The following is a 15,993-nucleotide window of genomic DNA, read 5'->3' as shown; positions in this document are numbered from 1 at the left end:
CTCCTTAGCCGGTGATGAAGGCAGGCCACACCGGCATCTGCAGATTGATGCCGTACACGAACGCGCCCATGCTGATCAGCACGAGCACGACGCTGTTGAGCAGCGCGCCCTTCCAGCTGAACTCATGGCTGGCCATCGACGACACGATCACCAGCACAAACACCGACAGCACCATGCCGAGCGGCTTGAGCAGCAGGCCGAACAGCACGACGGAACCCAGGATCCACAGCAGGATCTTCAGGTCCCAGCGGGCCAGCTGGTCTTTCTCACCCTTGGACGACAGGGCCCCGATCGTCACGACCGCACCCAGCAGTGCAAGCACCAGCCCGAGCAGGAACGGGAAGTATCCAGGACCCATCTTGGCGGCTGTTCCCATGGAATAGCCGCGAGCGACGAAGGAAAAGCCCAGGCCGACCAGAACGAACATCAGGCCGGAGGCAAAGTCCTTTTGGCTGCGTATGCGCAAAACGATTCTCCTCAAAGTTGTGAAAGCGGTACGCGTGGATCGCCGGCTCTGGCAGGCCACGCTGCGAACGCGCGAGTGCGGACACGTTCGACGCGATGGGACGAACGATAAAAATGGGAACTTTCAGCCGCCTTTCATTTGTCTGGGGTTTAGGGTATTTCCCGATACCTGCTTCAGCAGCCATCCTATTGCAATACATCACGTTGTGATGTATTTACCGCGCCGCGAATGCGTCGACGCAAGGCAATTGAAAGGCGTGGCAGAAAGACGAATGAAAGGAAAGACCGCGCAGTGAGGCGGCTGCGCGGCGGCGGGGCATCGCGCAGCTTTCGACTTGCTTACAGGCGCGCCGGGCGGCGGCAGACAGAGGTCATATGTGTGGTCATGCAGACCGCCTGGTTTATGTGTGCATGCGTCATGTTGTTCAGCGGACTGCTTCGGCACCGGCGTCGACGTCCTCGCATGGGCATCCCATGCTGGTGTCGGGCGCCTGTCCCACCGCTTCCGGGTGCGGCGTGGCGGGCAGGATATGGCTGCGCTTCCAGTTGCCGAACCGGTAATAAAGGAAGGCCAGCACCACCGAAACCACCGACCCCAGCGGGAAACTCCACCAGATCGATTCGGCCCCGACATGCTTTGCCAGGCCCCATGCGAACGGCAGCCGGATCACCCACATCGAGATAAACAGGATGACCAGCGGCGCCATCACCGCGCCGGTTGCCCGCACCGTGCCGAACACCACGATGGTGAATCCGAACAGGATGAACGACCAGAGCACCACCCGGTTGATATGCTGCGCGATCTCGATCGCCACGCTGTCGTCGCCCAGGAAGATGCCGAGCGAATGGCGGTTGAACAGGTAGACCAGCGCCACGAGCGCGCCGGTCATCAGCACGTTGAACAGCAGGCCCACCTGCGTGATGCGCGACACGCGCGCCCACAGGCCCGCCCCTACGTTCTGCGCCACCATCGACGACACGCTGGCCCCGACGGCCAGCGCCGGCATCTGTACATACGTCCACAACTGCGACGCCACGCCATAGGCGGCCGTGGTCTGCGATCCGTAGCCGTTGACCAGTGACATCATCACGATGGCCGACGACGAGATCACCACCATCTGCAGCCCCATCGGCAGGCCCTTGGCGACCAGCGCCCTGAGGATGGCCGTATCGGGCTTCAGCAGCGCCAGTTGCGTGCGATGCAGCAGCAGGAAGTGCTTGCGGCGGTAGAGCAGCACGATCATCGCCACCAGGCAGGTCATCTGCGCGATCAGCGTTGCCAGGGCGGACCCGGCAATGCCAAGCGCCGGGATCGGGCCCACGCCGAAGATCAGCACCGGGTTCAGCACCACGTCGAGTACCGCCGACAGCAGCATGAAATAGAACGGCGTGCGCGAGTCGCCTGCACCGCGCAGCGTCATCATCACGAAGTTGTAGAAATACATGAACGGCAGCGCCACGAAGATGATGCGCAGGTAGATCACGGCCAGCGGCGCGGCGTCTAGCGGCGTCTGCATCGCCGCCAGGATCTGCGGCGTGAAGACAAAACCCAGCGCCGCGGCCAGCACCGACAACCCCACGAAGAACGTGGTGCTGGTGCCCACCACCCGGCGTGCCTCATCGATATCGCGCGCCCCGATGGCCTGGCCGATCATGATCGTGTTGGCCATGCTGATGCCGAACACCACGCCCAGCAGGAAGAACAGGATGATGTTGGCATTGGACGTGGCGGTCAGCGCCGCCTCGCCCAGGTAACGGCCGACCCATACGGAGTTGATCGAGGCGTTCAGCGACTGGAGGATGTTGCTGCCCAGCACGGGCAGCGAGAACATCAGCAACGTCCGGCCAATCGGGCCGGTGGTCAGTCTGGCATCGGGCTTCATAGGGAAATCGGTTTTGCCGCGCTGCAACACGAACGGCTCGCGCGGGAGGGGTGGATGAGCAACAAGCAGGCGGCAGACCCGTCAGTCTAGTTCGCGGCCCGGCCCCGTGCCACCGGCAATCCGCATTATCGGCCAACCATCATCTCTGTGCGCAATCCGGCCCGAAGCGTTAAGCTTGCGTTTTTCCGACCGATCGTTCGCGGCCGCCGGCCGGCGCGCCGTCCCAACCCGCACAGGAGACACGCATGGTGTACCAGGATCTCGCCCTCTACATCGATGGAGAATTCGTCAAGGGAGGCGACCGGCGCGAGCAGGACGTCATCAACCCGGCCACCCAGGAACTGCTTGGCAAGCTGCCCCACGCCAGCAAGGCCGACCTGGACCGCGCGCTGGCCGCCGCCCAGCGTGCCTTCGAGACGTGGAAGAAGACCTCGCCGCTGGAGCGCTCGGCCATTCTGCGCCGCGTGGCGGAACTGACCCGCACGCGCGCCAGGGAAATCGGCCGCGATATCACGCTGGACCAGGGCAAGCCGCTGGCCGAAGCCGTGGCCGAAGTCACCATCTGCGCCGAGCACGCCGAATGGCACGCCGAGGAATGCCGCCGCATCTACGGCCGCGTGATTCCGCCGCGCAACCCCAATGTGCGCCAGATCGTGGTGCGCGAGCCGATTGGCGTCTGCGCAGCGTTCACGCCATGGAATTTCCCGTTCAACCAGGCCATCCGCAAGATCGTGGCGGCCATCGGCGCCGGCTGTACGCTGATCCTGAAAGGGCCCGAGGATTCGCCCAGCGCCGTGGTGGCACTGGCCCGCCTGTTCCACGATGCAGGCCTGCCCCCGGGCGTGCTGAACATCGTCTGGGGCGTGCCCAGCGAAGTGTCCACCTACCTGATCGAGTCGCCGATCGTGCGCAAGATCTCGTTCACGGGCTCGGTGCCGGTGGGCAAGCAGCTGGCCGCCATGGCCGGCGCCCACATGAAGCGCGTGACGATGGAACTGGGCGGCCATTCGCCGGTGCTGGTGTTCGACGACGCCGATATCGAGCCGGCTGCCGAGATGCTGGCCCGCTTCAAGCTGCGCAATGCCGGCCAGGTCTGTGTATCGCCGACGCGCTTCTACGTCCAGGAAAAAGCGTACGACCGCTTCCTGGCGCGCTTTACCGAGGTGATCGGATCGATCAAGGTCGGCAACGGCCTGGACGACGGCACCCAGATGGGCCCGCTGGCGCACGAGCGCCGCATTGCCTCGATGGAACAGTTCCTGGATGACGCCAGCCATCGCGGCGGCAAGATCGTGGCCGGCGGCTCGCGCATCGGCGACAAGGGCTTCTTCTTCGCCCCGACCGTGGTGACCGATCTGCCCGACGACGCCAAGCTGATGGTGGACGAGCCGTTCGGCCCGGTGGCGCCGGTGACGCGCTTCAAGGACACCGAGGAAGTGCTGCGTCGCGCCAACAGCCTGCCGTTTGGCCTGGCGTCGTACGTGTTCACGAACTCGCTGAAGACGGCCCACCAGGTCTCGAACGGCCTGGAAGCCGGCATGGTCAACATCAACCACTTCGGCATGGCGCTGTCGGAAACGCCGTTCGGCGGCATCAAGGATTCGGGCATCGGCAGCGAAGGCGGCCAGGAGACCTTTGACGGCTACCTGGTGACGAAATTCATTACGCAGGTCTAAGCCTTGCCTTACCCCTCTCCCGCCTGCGGGAGAGGGGCATCCCGCCCCTTCTGCCGTACCGTCGCCTGCGTCGCCCTCCGCCTGGCTACTTCCCGCCTTTCGCCTTCCGGTAGTCCTCTGCGTAGATCTTCCACTGCGCCAGCGACACGTCGCGCCCATGCCGCGCCAGCCGTAGCGCCATGGACTGCCAGCGACCGCCCGCGGCGTAGTCCTGCAGCTTCTCGATCCGGTCCGCCGCCTGATGGCCGCAGCCACGCAGGTGCGCCCACGCCGCCGCACGCGCCATGGTGCCGAGTACATCGAGCAACGCCACCTTGTTGCGGCAATGCGCCAGGTCCACGCGATCGGTGGTTGGCTGCAGGCTCTTGACGACGAACGACTCGCGCCGATCCAGCGCCACATACGACAGCAGCGCTGGCGACGCCGCCTGCATGATCTGCTGGGATGTGACCACGCGCTGGGCGTCGCTGCTCCAGTGCGGCTGGTGACGTTGCATGTCCACCCAGGCGCTGGGCGCCGCACGCTTGATATCGACAAGCCGGCGTGACGTGGGCAGTTGCGTGTCATGCACCAGCACGACGTAGCGCTCCAGCCCAAGGCTGCCCACCCCGGCCACGCGGCGGGCGACGTCTTCCCCGGTAAAGCGATGGCCGTGATGCTCCTGCTGCGAGTAGATGGCGAGGATGTGCGCGGCGCGATCACGCTGATCACGGTCTGCACGCAGCGCCCGCCGGTCGACGTTGAGCCGCCGGCGCCCGCCGCGCATCACGGTACGCGCCGCCAGCAGCGCTCCGCGCCGTCGGCGCTTCACCTGCCGCAGCAACGTGGCGACCAGTCCGGTTGCCGTGGCGCGTTCGATCCAGCGCGGCTTGCCGGTGCGCAGCGTATGCGTATACTCGCCCAGCATGTTGGCGCACGCCACGCGCGCATCCGCTTCGGACAGCCCATATTGGTGGGCGGCCACCAGTACGCTCGACAGCATGCGTACGGCATCCACGGTGAATGGCGCCACCAGCGCATCGTCGAAATCGTTCAGGTCGAAGTACACCAGCCCGTTGTCGCCCTTGAAGGAACCAAAATTCTCCACATGCAGGTCGCCGCAAACGTAGGTGCGCGGCGCATCGAGCCCGATCTCGCCTCGCAGCGACGCCGCGTAGAGATGGTTGGTGCCACGAAAGAACGCGAATGGCTCCGCCGCGATGGCGGCAAGCTTCATGGTCAGCCGGTCTGGATCACGGCCATGGTTGTAGAGCAGGATGCTTTCGGTGACGGCGTGCATAGGCGAGGTCCGGGGTGGATACGTCGCGGCGCCCGCCGCCGGCCGGTGGACACTAGCGGAAAAATGCGCCGCGGGTCAGGAAAGTGTAATCCGCTTCGGCCGCCATGAGCCATACCAGTACGAGCAGGCACAGTGGCGGCAGCAGTATCGCGCAGATCAGGGCCATGCGTTCCCAGGCCATATGCATGAACACGGCGATGATCAGTCCGGCCTTGAGCACCATGAACAGCAGAAGCAGGAACCAGCGCAGGTGGCCCGTCAGGTTGAAGTAGTCCACCATGTACGACATGGTGGACAGCACGAACAGCAGCAGCCAGACCTTCAGGTACAGCCTGATCGAATGCGACTGCCCGCCGTGCTCCTGGGCCGGCTCGGCGTGCGGTGCCGCTTGGGTTGGTGTCGATGCCATGATGCGCCTCACCACAGGTAGAACAGCGCGAAAATGAAGACCCAGACCAGGTCCACGAAGTGCCAGTACAGTCCGGCGATCTCCACCGGCTGGTAGTTGCCGCTGATGTCGTAATGGCCGCGAAGCACCTTGCTGGCGATCACCAGCAGGTAGATCACGCCACACGTCACGTGAAAGCCGTGGAATCCCGTAATCATGAAGAACACGGAACCGAATTGCGCGGCACCATGCGGGTTGCCCCACGGCCTCACGCCTTCCAGGACGATGAGCTTGGTCCATTCGAATGCCTGCATGCAGACGAAGACTTCCCCCAGCCACGCCGTCACGAACATCAGCTTGGCGCAGTTCATCCGGTCGCGCCGATAGGCGCAGTTCACCGCCATGGCCATCGTGCCGCTGCTGGTGATCAGCGTAAACGTCATGATCGCGATCAGCAGCATGGGCACCTGCCGGCCGCCGATGTTCATGCCGAAAAGTTCGGCCACGTTCGGCCAGGGCACCGTGGTCGAGATTCGCACGGTCATGTAGCCGGTCAGGAAACAACTGAAGACGAAGGTGTCGGACAGCAGGAATATCCACATCATCGCCTTGCCCCATGACACCTTGAACGCGCGCTGATCCGAAGACCAGTCTGCGACCAGGCCGCGCAGGCCGCCCGGTGGGTGATCGTGCGGCGACGCCACCGGCGTGGAGAGTTGCGAACTCATCGGTGTACCTCCCTCATCCCCGGCCGCAGATGTAGTTGACGACCTCGGGCGTCAGCCAGGCCAGCGCTGCCAGCAGCACGACCCACACTGCCAGCAGGAAGTGCCAGTAACGTGCGCAAAGACCGATGCGCACCTGGGTACGCGTGCCGCTGCCACGGTCGAACGCCACAAACGCAAAGCCCACGAGCCCGCCGATCATGTGAAGGCCGTGCATCGCCGTAAGCAAATAGAAGAAGCTGCCGGCGGGATTGCCGGCCGGCACCACATGCGCGGCGTACAGCGCCGCCCACGCCCAGAGCTGCGAGCCCACGAACGCCAGCGCGCCCAGTCCGCCCAGGCGCAGCGCCCCGCGCGCCCGCGCCATCCGTCCGGCCCCGGCCGCCCGCGACGCCACCGCCATCGACACGCTGGCCGTCGCCAGCAACACGGTCGACAACCAGACCTGCCAGGGCAAGGCGATCTGGTGCCAGTCGGGGCTATCCATGCGCATGATGTATGCCGCCAGGAACAGCGTGAACAGCGCCGTCACCACGCCCATGAAGACCCACAGCCCGGTGCTGCCCGGCGCGCGCTGGCCATGTCCATGCATGGCATCGCCGCCCGCGCCGCTGCCGGGCGAATCGGGCGATACGCGAAACACACCGGCGCTGGCGTCGGCGGCCATCGGATCGGCATTCATGCAACGGCTCCCCGGCTGGGATGCGGCTCGGGCTCGGCCCCGCCGGCATCGGGTGGCGCATTCTGCGCGATAAAGTCCTCGCTGGCGCCCGGCACGCTGTACGCATAGGCCCAGCGGTACACCACGGGCAGATGCGGCCCCCAGTTGCCGTGCACGGGTGGCGTCTGTGGGGTCTGCCATTCCAGCGACGCGGCGCGCCACGGGTTGCCCCCGGCCGCATGACCGTGCCGCAGGCTCCAGAACAGGTTGAAGACGAACAGTAGCTGGGCCGCCGCCACTACGAAGGCAGCCAGGGAGATATACATGTTCATCGTGTGCGCCGACTCCGGGATGAAGCTGTAGTTGTCCCATGCGTAGTAGCGGCGCGGCATGCCCATGATGCCCAGGTAGTGCATCGGGAAGAAGATGGCATAGGTGCCCACGAACGTCACCCAGAAATGGATGCGGCCCATGGTGTCGTTGAGCATGCGTCCGGCCACCTTCGGATACCAGTGGTAGATGCCGCCAAATACCACCAGGATTGGCGACACCCCCATCACCATGTGAAAGTGCGCCACCACGAAATAGGTGTTGGAAAGCGGTATGTCGACGCTGACGTTGCCAAGGAACAGCCCGGTCAGGCCGCCAATCACGAAGGTGCTGATGAACGCGATGGCAAACAGCATCGGCACCGTGAAATGGATATCGCCACGCCACAGCGTGATGACCCAGTTGTACACCTTGATCGCCGTGGGTACGGCGATGATCAGCGTGGTCGTGGCGAAGAAGAAGCCGAAGTACGGGTTCATGCCGCTCACGAACATGTGGTGCGCCCAGACCACCACGGACAGCAACCCGATCGCCAGGATGGCCCAGACCATCGTGCGGTAGCCGAAAATGCTCTTGCGCGAATGCACGCTGACCAGGTCGGAGACGATGCCGAACGCCGGCAGCGCCACGATATACACCTCGGGATGGCCGAAGAACCAGAACAGGTGCTGAAACAGCAGCGGGCTGCCGCCCTTGTAGTTGAGCTGCTGGCCCATCGATACCATGGCGGGCATGAAGAAGCTGGTGCCCAGCGCCTTGTCGAGCAGCATCATCACGCCGGAGACGAACAGCGCGGGAAACGCCAGCAGCGCCAGGATGGTGGCCATGAAGATGCCCCACACGGCCAGCGGCATGCGCAGCATCGTCATGCCTTCGGTGCGCGCCTGCAGCACCGTGGTCACGTAGTTCAGGCCGCCCATGGTGGCCGCGACGATGAAGATCAGCAGCGAGACCAGCATCAGGATGATGCCCCACTCGTGCCCCGGCGTTCCGGGCAGGATCGCCTGCGGCGGATACAGCGTCCATCCCGCGCCCGTGGGCCCGCCAGGCACGAAAAAGCTGGTCAGCAGCACGATCACCGACAGGAAGTAAACCCAGAAGCTGAGCATGTTCAGGAACGGGAACACCATGTCCCGCGCTCCCACCATCAGCGGGATCAGGTAATTGCCGAATCCGCCCAGGAACAGCGCCGTCAGCAGGTAGATCACCATGATCATGCCGTGCATGGTGACGAACTGGTAGTAGCGATTGGCGTCGATGAAATCGAACTTGCCCGGAAACCCCAGCTGCATGCGCATCAGATTGGACAGCGCCACGCCCACCAGCCCCACGAAGATCGCCACCAGCGTGTATTGCACGGCAATCACCTTGTGGTCCTGGCTCCAGATGTAGCGTGCCCAGAAGCTTTGCGGGCCGTGATGGGCGGCATCGTCGGCGTAGGCCATCGTGTCCCTCCTTGCCTATTTCCCGGCCTGGGGCGCCGCACCGGCGCCGGAGCCCAGCGAATGGATATAGGCGGACAGCGCCGCCACTTCCGCGTCGGTCACGGGCAGCTTCGGCATGACCGGGCCGAAGCCCTTGACCACCCGCGCCTGCGGATCCTCGATTTCCTTTCTCAGGAAGGCGTCGTCGACGGTGGCGCTGCTGCCGTCGGTGAACGTCTGCGTGCTGCCAAACAGCCCCTTCCACGTTGGCCCCACGCCCTGTGTGCCGTCGATGCTGTGACATGCCACGCAGCCCTTGCTCTGCGCCAGCGCCCGGCCCTGCTCGACACTGCCACTGGCACCCGAACCGGCGGCCACGCCGGTGCCCGGCAGTCCGGCCGGCTGCGCGGCCTTGGCCTGGGTCATCGCAAAGGTCTGCTGTTTTGCCAGCCATGCATCGAAGGCCGCGAGATCCTCCACCACGACATGTCCGCGCATGTTGTAGTGCCCCACCCCGCAAAGCTGGGCGCACAGGATGTCGAACTTGCCCGCCTGGGTGGGCGTGAACCAGAACGATGTGACCATGCCGGGCACCATGTTCATGCGCGCCCGGAACGGCGGCACGTAGAAATCGTGCAGCACGTCCTTCGATCTCAGCAGCACCTTGATCGGCCGGTTCAGCGGCAGGTGGACTTCCGGCCCCAGTACGACCACATCGTCCTGGCCGTTCGGGTCATCCGGGTTGAGCCCCATCGGATTGGTGGCGCTGGTGAAGCGCGGATCGGTGGTACCGAGTACGCCACCCCGGCCGGGAAAGCGGAAGGCCCATTGCCATTGCTGGCCCACCACCTCCATCGCCATCGCCTCGTGAGGCGGCCTGACATAGTCGGCATAGACGATCAGCCCCGGTGCCAGCAGCGCCATGATGCCGACCGCGCTGAGGCCGATCAGCCAGTGCTCCAGCCGACGGTTCTCGGGTTCGTAGGCGGCGCGGTGGCCTTCGCGATGCCGGAAGCGCCAGACGATGTAGCCCAGCAGCAAATTGATGCCGACGAAGAACAGGCCGGTGATGACGAGGGTAATGGTGAGCGTGTCGTCCATCTGTTGCCAGTTGGACGCCAGCGGTGTCAGCCACCATGGGCTCAGGAAATGAAAGAGCACCGAAGCGGCAACCATGATGACGAGCACGACCGCTATCGCCATGTCCCCCTCCTCTTACGCACGCAAGGGAACGGGCCGGAAGGCAGGGGCAGGCGGGTGCGCCCGTTCACGCACGTGGAATAAGACTAGTGCATCGGTTCAGGCCCCTGCAAGGCGACACACGCGCCGTCGCGTTCGGCGCCGCTCGCGGGCCGGTGCGCCCGGTGTCTCGCGTGCGGCACAGCAAAAAAATGGCAGTGGGGACCTTGCCGGTCCCGACTGCCATCCGTGGCGCACGCGGGCCGTGGCGCCCGGCCATGCCGTGCGCGCAACGCATTGCATCACATGACGATGTATCTAATGCACGACATCGCGCGATTCCAGTTTCCAGTAGCACAGCGCGATGCACATGCCGAAGATCAGGTGCCCCACCAGCGTGTGCCAGCCGCGCGCATCGACAAACCAGGGGAAGGCGGCCGTCATCACGTAGAAGTTGAACAGGTAGACCACCACCCCGAACGCTGCGCCCACCAGCATCGACATGCCCACGCTGGAATCAAGCTGGAACGGCGCGATCAGGGCACAGAGCACGCAGCCCAGCACAATGCCGATCACGAAGTGAATGATCAGCGCCACGGCCACCGTGCTGACGCTGAACATCGACGTCTGCAGCACGTCGCGCCCCATCACGATGGCGGCGATCAGGCGAGTGGTGCCCCACGGATGCACGCCAGCCACCATGCTCGACCAGAACATCTCCACAACGATCAGCAACGCACCCGCGGCCAGGCCCGATACCGCGGCGGCAGACCAGTCGGGCAGGCGGCGCACGTAATGGTGCGAATGCATGTGAAGTTCCATAGCTCCCTCCATTGGTGACCGATGATGGCCATCATGAGTCCAGCATAGGACACCGGGCATGGCACGTGCGCACGCTGGGGCCCGGTCACGTGTTGTGCAGCGCGGCGTGGCACACGTGCTGCCTGACAGAAGCTTCCTGTGCGATACATGCGCGGCACGCAGGAAATTCTGCAAGCGTTTCAAACATTGCGGGACAACCCTGACGCTTCCGGCCTTGTATTCGCCACCCACGGCCTATACTGGAAACAGAAAGAAACAAGACAGGAGACCGCCATGATTCACCTTCAGGCGCACGATCTTGTATTTTTGATCCCCATGGCACTCGTCGGGCTGTTGGCGATGGGTGCGATCCCGGTGGCCGCCAAGGCGCTGCGTATCAGTTGCCGTTGCGCGGGCGCAATCATCGGGGTACTGCTGGGGGTGCTCGTGCTGGAAGCGCTGCCACTGCTGATATAGCGGCCGGTAGCTCGGGAGTGAGGCGCCTTTGAGAGAGAAGGAGGCGCGATGTCGCTGACACTGCTCGCTGCCGCGATGGCCGCGCTGCTGGTCCTGACCGTGGCGTCCGCGCTATGGCGCTGCAGCCATCCCTACCGGATGCGCTACACGCGATGCGCACGCCGGCGCGCGCGCGCCGGGCTGTGCAGGGAGTTGCGGCAAAGACACTCCCACATGCCGTGAATCCCGGGCGGGATTCAGATCTCGATCATCGAGAAGTCGCCCTTGCTGACGTCGCACTCCGGGCAACGCCAGTCTTCGGGGATATCTTCCCAGCGCGTGCCGGGCACAATGCCGTCCTCGGGCCAGCCCTGTTCCTCGTCGTACACCCACCCGCAAATCAGGCAAACCCAGGTCTTGTAGGCAATCGCTTCCTGCTCCAACACTCGCTCCTTTGATCGTCAAACTTTTAGTCCGGGGCGAATGATACGCGGTTTCGATGCTGCCCCCCGGCGCGGCGTTCGAAGCTTCCGTTCAAACGCCGCGGCCGGCGGCATGCCCGGGCAACACCTACTGCCGGATCGAAAAGTCGACGCGGTTCGGCGTGCCCTTGTCCTTGATGCCCTCGGCGGTCAGCTTGGGCGCCGTCAGGAACAGCTTCGCGTCGGGCACCTTGCCGTCACGCTCCAGCGACTGCTTGACCGCCAGCGCACGCTGGTCCGCCAGCGCACGCAGTTCGGCATCGGTGACGGGTGCATTCTCCAGCAGCAGCTTTTCCATCTCGCCCGGCGGCAGCGACTTGTTGAGGCCGATGAAGTTCTTGGGCTTCTTGAACGACTCGCGCTTGTACACCGCTTCGAGGTACTTGGGGTACTCCTGCTTCGACACGGTCACCCGGGCGCCCTGGTCGCCGCCCTCGCCCTCTTCGGCCTGGGCGCCAGCCTGGGCCGAACGGCGCAGGTCGCGCTGCTTGGCCTCGGCCACGCGCTGGTCCAGCCAGACGCGGCGCGCGCCATCGGCGTCGGTAGCCGGGTCGATACGCCCGCTGATTTCCAGCCGCAGCGACGGGCGATCATTGAGCGCCTTGCCCACGGTCTCGATCTTCTTGCGCGCGTCATCGGTCAGCGTCGACGACCCCGGCGCGAATTCGATATAGCCAAGCTCCTCGCCGCCACCGCCAAATGCCGATGCGATCAGCGAGAACGGCGACGTGATCGCCTTCGTCAGCAGGTTCACGATCACGCGCATGATCACGCCGCCAATGCTGAACTCCGGGTCCGACAGCGATCCCGATACCGGCAAATTGATGTCGATGACGCCGTTGCGGTCCTTGAGCAGCGACACGGCCAGCAGCACCGGCAGCTTGACGGCATCGGGGCTATCCACCTTGTCGCCAAACGTGAGCTGGTCCAGGTACAGGTGGTTCTTCGCGTCCAGCTTGCCGTTCTCGATCTTGTACGCCACATCGACGGTCAGCTTGCCCTTGGTGATCGGGTAGCCCGCGTACTTGGCTGCGTACGGCGTCAGACGCGTCAGCTCCACGCCGGCAGCCTTGGCCGCGATGTCCAGGTAGAGCTGCTCGCCCAGCGGATTGAGCTTGCCGCTGATGCTGACCGGCGCATCGTCGTCGAGCCTACCATCAAGTACCAGGTCGGCCGGCGTGGGATCTGCCGACGACACCTTGGACACCGAACCCTTCATGTCGGTCAGGTTGGCCGAGTAGTTGGGCTTGACGAAGAAGTCCGAGAAATTGATGTTGCCCTTGTTGATCGTCACGCCACCCAGGCGGATCTGGGGCTTCGGGCCAGCAGCTTCCCTGGCGGGCGCAGCGGCGGCAGCCTGCGGGGCAGGGTTTGCCTCCGGCGCCGATGCCGGACTGGCCTGCGTCAGGCTCGTCGACGGGGCGGCCTCGCCCTTCTCCGCGCCACCGGCCATCACGTCCTGCAGGTTCAGCCGGCCGTTGGCATTGAGGATCACGCGTGCATAGAAGTCGTTCAGCGCCACATTGCTGACGCCCACCTGCAGCGGCCCCTTGGCATCGTCCATGTTGAAATCGATGCCATTGATCGCCAGCGCGCGCCAGCGCAGGAAGTCGTCGCCGGTAATGCGGTCGACGGTACGCACGTTGCCGGCAAACGCATTGCCGTTGAAGCGCACGGCGATCGGCTTGCCGGCCGGCGCATCGTAGGCCACCTTGCCCTTGACCGTCATGGTGCCGCTGCGCAGCGCGGCGTTGAAGCGGTCGGCCATGTACGGCTGGAGCGGCGCCATGTCGAGATCGCGCAGGTCCAGCTGCAGTTGCGCGGCGGGCCCGGTCGGCATGACCTGCCCGTCGATGTTCATGACGCCCTTGCGGCCGCTTTCCGCGTGCAGCTTCATCGGCAGCGCCCCCGGCGACAGCGGCCAGGTGATGGTGCCGGTGCTCAGCCCGATATTGCGGAACTGGTGGATCACCGGCCGGCCCCGATTCGCTTCGGCCGGCGCATAGTCCGCCAGCCGTGCCTCGCCGCCATCCACGGCCACCTTGCCAACACGCACCTTCCAGCCAGGCGCAGCCGCATCGCCGTTGGGCTGGGCCTGCGGCACGGGCCTGGCGGCGGTCTTCTGCGCCGCTGCCTTCTGTTCGGCGGACTCGGTCGCCCAGATCTGCGCCGATTCCAGCAGCTGGCCGCGGCGATCACGCGTGGCCGCGAAGCGCGGCTTCACCAGCGCCACCTGCCCGGCCTCGAAGGTCTGCCTGGCGAGATCCAGCTGGATATCGTCCAGGATCAGCTTGTCGGCGTTGATCAGCGGCAGGTTGGCACCTTCAGCGTCCGCCACGCGGGACGTGCGCACGTTACGCGCCGCCCGGGCGCCGCGCCTGGCCGGCGCGGCCCGGGCATCGTCGTCGCCGTCATTGGCGGCGGCCGATGTGCCCGACGACGCCGACGAAGCCGCCGCCACCTTTACCGGATCGCGCGTGGCCACATAGACCGGCGAAAGCTCGATCCTCGATTTCTGCAGCGTGAACTGGAATACCGGCTGCGTCCAAGCCATCGTGTAATGCAGTTCGGCATTGACGGCGGTCTCGCCGAACTGGCTGTGCAGCGCACGCGGCCACCACGCCGAAAAGCCCTGCGGCCGCAGGCCCGCCGTTTCCAGCGTACCCGTCAGCGTGCCCTGCTTCAGGCCCAGTTCGCCGGTGTGCTTGACAGTCTGACCATTGGCAATCGTGATGTTGGCATCGAGCTTCGCCGGCTTCTCGCCGGTGCTGGCCAGGTTGGCGATATCGATGTTGACCGGGCCGATATCGAGCTTTCCGGGGCCGGACGGCGCCAGTTCGTCGACAAACCCGAGCCGGGCCTCCTTCACCGTCACGCGGTCGACGGCATACGACCATGGCACCTCTTCGGCCTTGGACGGCGCCTGCACGCCTGCCGCTGCAGGCGCGGAGGCAGAGGCTGCCGCGGCAGGCGATGCGGCCGCCGCGGGCGAAGCAGGCGCTGCCGTCCTGGCCGGTGCCTGCGCAGCGGCGTTCGGCGCTGGCGCGCCTTCAGGCAGGAAGGCGCTCGCCAGGTTCAGCGTACCGTCCTGGCGGCGCAGCGCCTGCAGGTCGAATCCTTCAAGTTCGATGCTCTTGACGTGCGCGGTATGCGCCAGCGGCTCCACGCGGTTCAGGTCGACGGCCAGGCGGCCCGCCTTGACGATCGGCGCGCCGGCATGCGTCTGGACGTCGGCTTCGCGCAGTGCGATCGTGCCGGACACATACAGGTCCTGCTTGTCCTTTTCCTGCCGGAAGCCGACCTTCAGGCGGGTATCGAGGAGCCCGCCCTTGACCTGCGCATCCTTGAGTTTTGGCGCGAACGCCATGTACTTCGCCACCTCCAGCCCGTCCAGATTGACGTTGAGATCGGTCTGGTGGCTGTCGGAAAACGGCTGCGACGTGCCATCCAGCGCCAGCGGCGTGCCATTGATCTTGGCAAACAGCGACGGACGTGTATTGATCGTCACATCGTGTGGCAGGTTCGACAGGAACGGCAGCGTCAGCGTGAAGTTCTCCACGCGCTGTACGGTATCGAGCAGCTTGTCGTCATAGACAAAGCTGCTGTTGGATACGGCGATATTGCTGACCGAGAACCGCGCCGGCTTGCTGTCGGCCGGCTTGGGCGGCTGCGCGGCAAAGCGCTCCTGGATATCGGCGAAACTCATGCGGCCGTCGGCATTGCGCACCACATGCACGTTAAGCCGGTCCACATGGAGGAAATCGACCACGGGCGCCAGACGCCAGATCGACGCGGCCGACGTATTGGCCTCGACCTCGCCCAGCGTCAGCATGGGCGTCTTGCCATCGGGTTCGAAAATGGTCAGGTCGTTCAGCGTCGCGGCCAGTTCGAAAGGCCGGACTTGCGCTGCGCCCAACGTGACCTTGCGGCCCAGCGCCTCGGTGGCGTTCTTTTCTACCAGGTATTTGATCAGCGGCGGCCCGCCGAAATAGCCGGCCAGCCCGAAAACGGCCAGCGCAGCCACCACACCGCCCGCGACGCGCACTGCCACGCGCCGGCGCGGCGTCGCCATGGCCGCCCCTGTCGCAGCCTGGATGGAATCCTTGAAAGCCATGTCACCCCAGAAAATATGACCCCGCGCATTTGGCGCTTTGTGCCCCGGATTTCACTTGCTTTTGCATTATGGAGACGGATTATGGCAGCGCAAAGGACGATTTAGTATTCAATCTGATGAAAATCGGAGA

14 protein-coding genes are annotated in these 15,993 nt (G+C 64.9%); 3 read left to right on the top strand and 11 right to left on the bottom strand.

Features of this window, described 5'->3' with window-relative positions; translation table 11 throughout:
- Positions 1 to 4: 4 nt before the first annotated feature.
- Positions 5 to 466 (bottom strand): tripartite tricarboxylate transporter TctB family protein, encoded by a 462-nt coding sequence (locus A9J21_RS13465; RefSeq protein WP_066736343.1) that lies wholly within the window; start codon positions 464 to 466, stop codon positions 5 to 7.
- Between the two features lie 424 nt (positions 467 to 890).
- Positions 891 to 2,348, bottom strand: coding sequence for an MATE family efflux transporter (locus A9J21_RS13460; protein WP_066736341.1), 1,458 nt, complete (start codon positions 2,346 to 2,348; stop codon positions 891 to 893).
- Between the two features lie 248 nt (positions 2,349 to 2,596).
- Between A9J21_RS13460 and A9J21_RS13455 the strand changes: the two genes are divergently transcribed.
- Positions 2,597 to 4,024, top strand: coding sequence for an NAD-dependent succinate-semialdehyde dehydrogenase (locus A9J21_RS13455; RefSeq protein ID WP_066736416.1), 1,428 nt, complete (start codon positions 2,597 to 2,599; stop codon positions 4,022 to 4,024).
- A gap of 85 nt (positions 4,025 to 4,109) precedes the next feature.
- Here the strand turns inward: A9J21_RS13455 and A9J21_RS13450 are convergent, their stop codons facing one another.
- The 7 genes from A9J21_RS13450 to A9J21_RS13420 form a co-directional block, all read right to left on the bottom strand.
- Positions 4,110 to 5,303 (bottom strand): DUF2252 domain-containing protein, encoded by a 1,194-nt coding sequence (locus A9J21_RS13450; protein ID WP_066736339.1) that lies wholly within the window; start codon positions 5,301 to 5,303, stop codon positions 4,110 to 4,112.
- 52 nt (positions 5,304 to 5,355) lie between these two features.
- Entirely contained in the window at positions 5,356 to 5,712 is a 357-nt protein-coding gene (locus A9J21_RS13445; protein ID WP_066736337.1) for a cytochrome C oxidase subunit IV family protein, read from the bottom strand.
- An 8-nt stretch (positions 5,713 to 5,720) separates the two neighbouring features.
- Positions 5,721 to 6,419: a heme-copper oxidase subunit III family protein gene (locus A9J21_RS13440; protein WP_066736336.1), complete on the bottom strand. Its 699-nt coding sequence runs from the start codon at positions 6,417 to 6,419 to the stop codon at positions 5,721 to 5,723.
- 13 nt (positions 6,420 to 6,432) lie between these two features.
- Entirely contained in the window at positions 6,433 to 7,098 is a 666-nt protein-coding gene (locus A9J21_RS13435; RefSeq protein WP_404851374.1) for a cytochrome c oxidase subunit 3, read from the bottom strand.
- Positions 7,095 to 8,852 (bottom strand): cytochrome c oxidase subunit I, encoded by a 1,758-nt coding sequence (gene ctaD / locus A9J21_RS13430; RefSeq protein WP_066736334.1) that lies wholly within the window; start codon positions 8,850 to 8,852, stop codon positions 7,095 to 7,097. The genes A9J21_RS13435 and ctaD overlap by 4 nt, the downstream gene beginning before the upstream one ends.
- A gap of 15 nt (positions 8,853 to 8,867) precedes the next feature.
- Complete coding sequence (locus tag A9J21_RS13425) at positions 8,868 to 10,034, bottom strand: cytochrome c oxidase subunit II (RefSeq protein WP_066736333.1); 1,167 nt, start codon at positions 10,032 to 10,034, stop codon at positions 8,868 to 8,870.
- A gap of 294 nt (positions 10,035 to 10,328) precedes the next feature.
- Positions 10,329 to 10,832, bottom strand: coding sequence for a hypothetical protein (locus tag A9J21_RS13420; RefSeq protein ID WP_066736331.1), 504 nt, complete (start codon positions 10,830 to 10,832; stop codon positions 10,329 to 10,331).
- A 273-nt stretch (positions 10,833 to 11,105) separates the two neighbouring features.
- Here A9J21_RS13420 and A9J21_RS13415 point away from each other — a divergent pair, with 273 nt between their 5' ends.
- Together A9J21_RS13415 and A9J21_RS31950 are read left to right on the top strand one after the other, a co-directional pair.
- A complete protein-coding gene (locus A9J21_RS13415; RefSeq protein WP_066736414.1) occupies positions 11,106 to 11,288 on the top strand; it encodes a hypothetical protein in 183 nt (60 codons plus the stop codon).
- Between the two features lie 48 nt (positions 11,289 to 11,336).
- Positions 11,337 to 11,510: a hypothetical protein gene (locus A9J21_RS31950; RefSeq protein WP_197497503.1), complete on the top strand. Its 174-nt coding sequence runs from the start codon at positions 11,337 to 11,339 to the stop codon at positions 11,508 to 11,510.
- A gap of 14 nt (positions 11,511 to 11,524) precedes the next feature.
- Here A9J21_RS31950 and A9J21_RS13410 read toward each other — a convergent pair whose 3' ends face one another.
- On the bottom strand, positions 11,525 to 11,710 hold the full coding sequence (locus A9J21_RS13410; protein ID WP_066736329.1) for a rubredoxin: 186 nt from the start codon (positions 11,708 to 11,710) through the stop codon (positions 11,525 to 11,527).
- A gap of 127 nt (positions 11,711 to 11,837) precedes the next feature.
- Positions 11,838 to 15,863: a DUF748 domain-containing protein gene (locus A9J21_RS13405; RefSeq protein ID WP_066736327.1), complete on the bottom strand. Its 4,026-nt coding sequence runs from the start codon at positions 15,861 to 15,863 to the stop codon at positions 11,838 to 11,840.
- Positions 15,864 to 15,993 lie beyond the last annotated feature (130 nt).

Origin of the sequence: Cupriavidus sp. D384, assembly GCF_001652915.1 — a bacterium.
GTDB lineage: Bacteria > Pseudomonadota > Gammaproteobacteria > Burkholderiales > Burkholderiaceae > Cupriavidus.
This window is presented reverse-complemented; position numbering and strand designations above follow the sequence as displayed.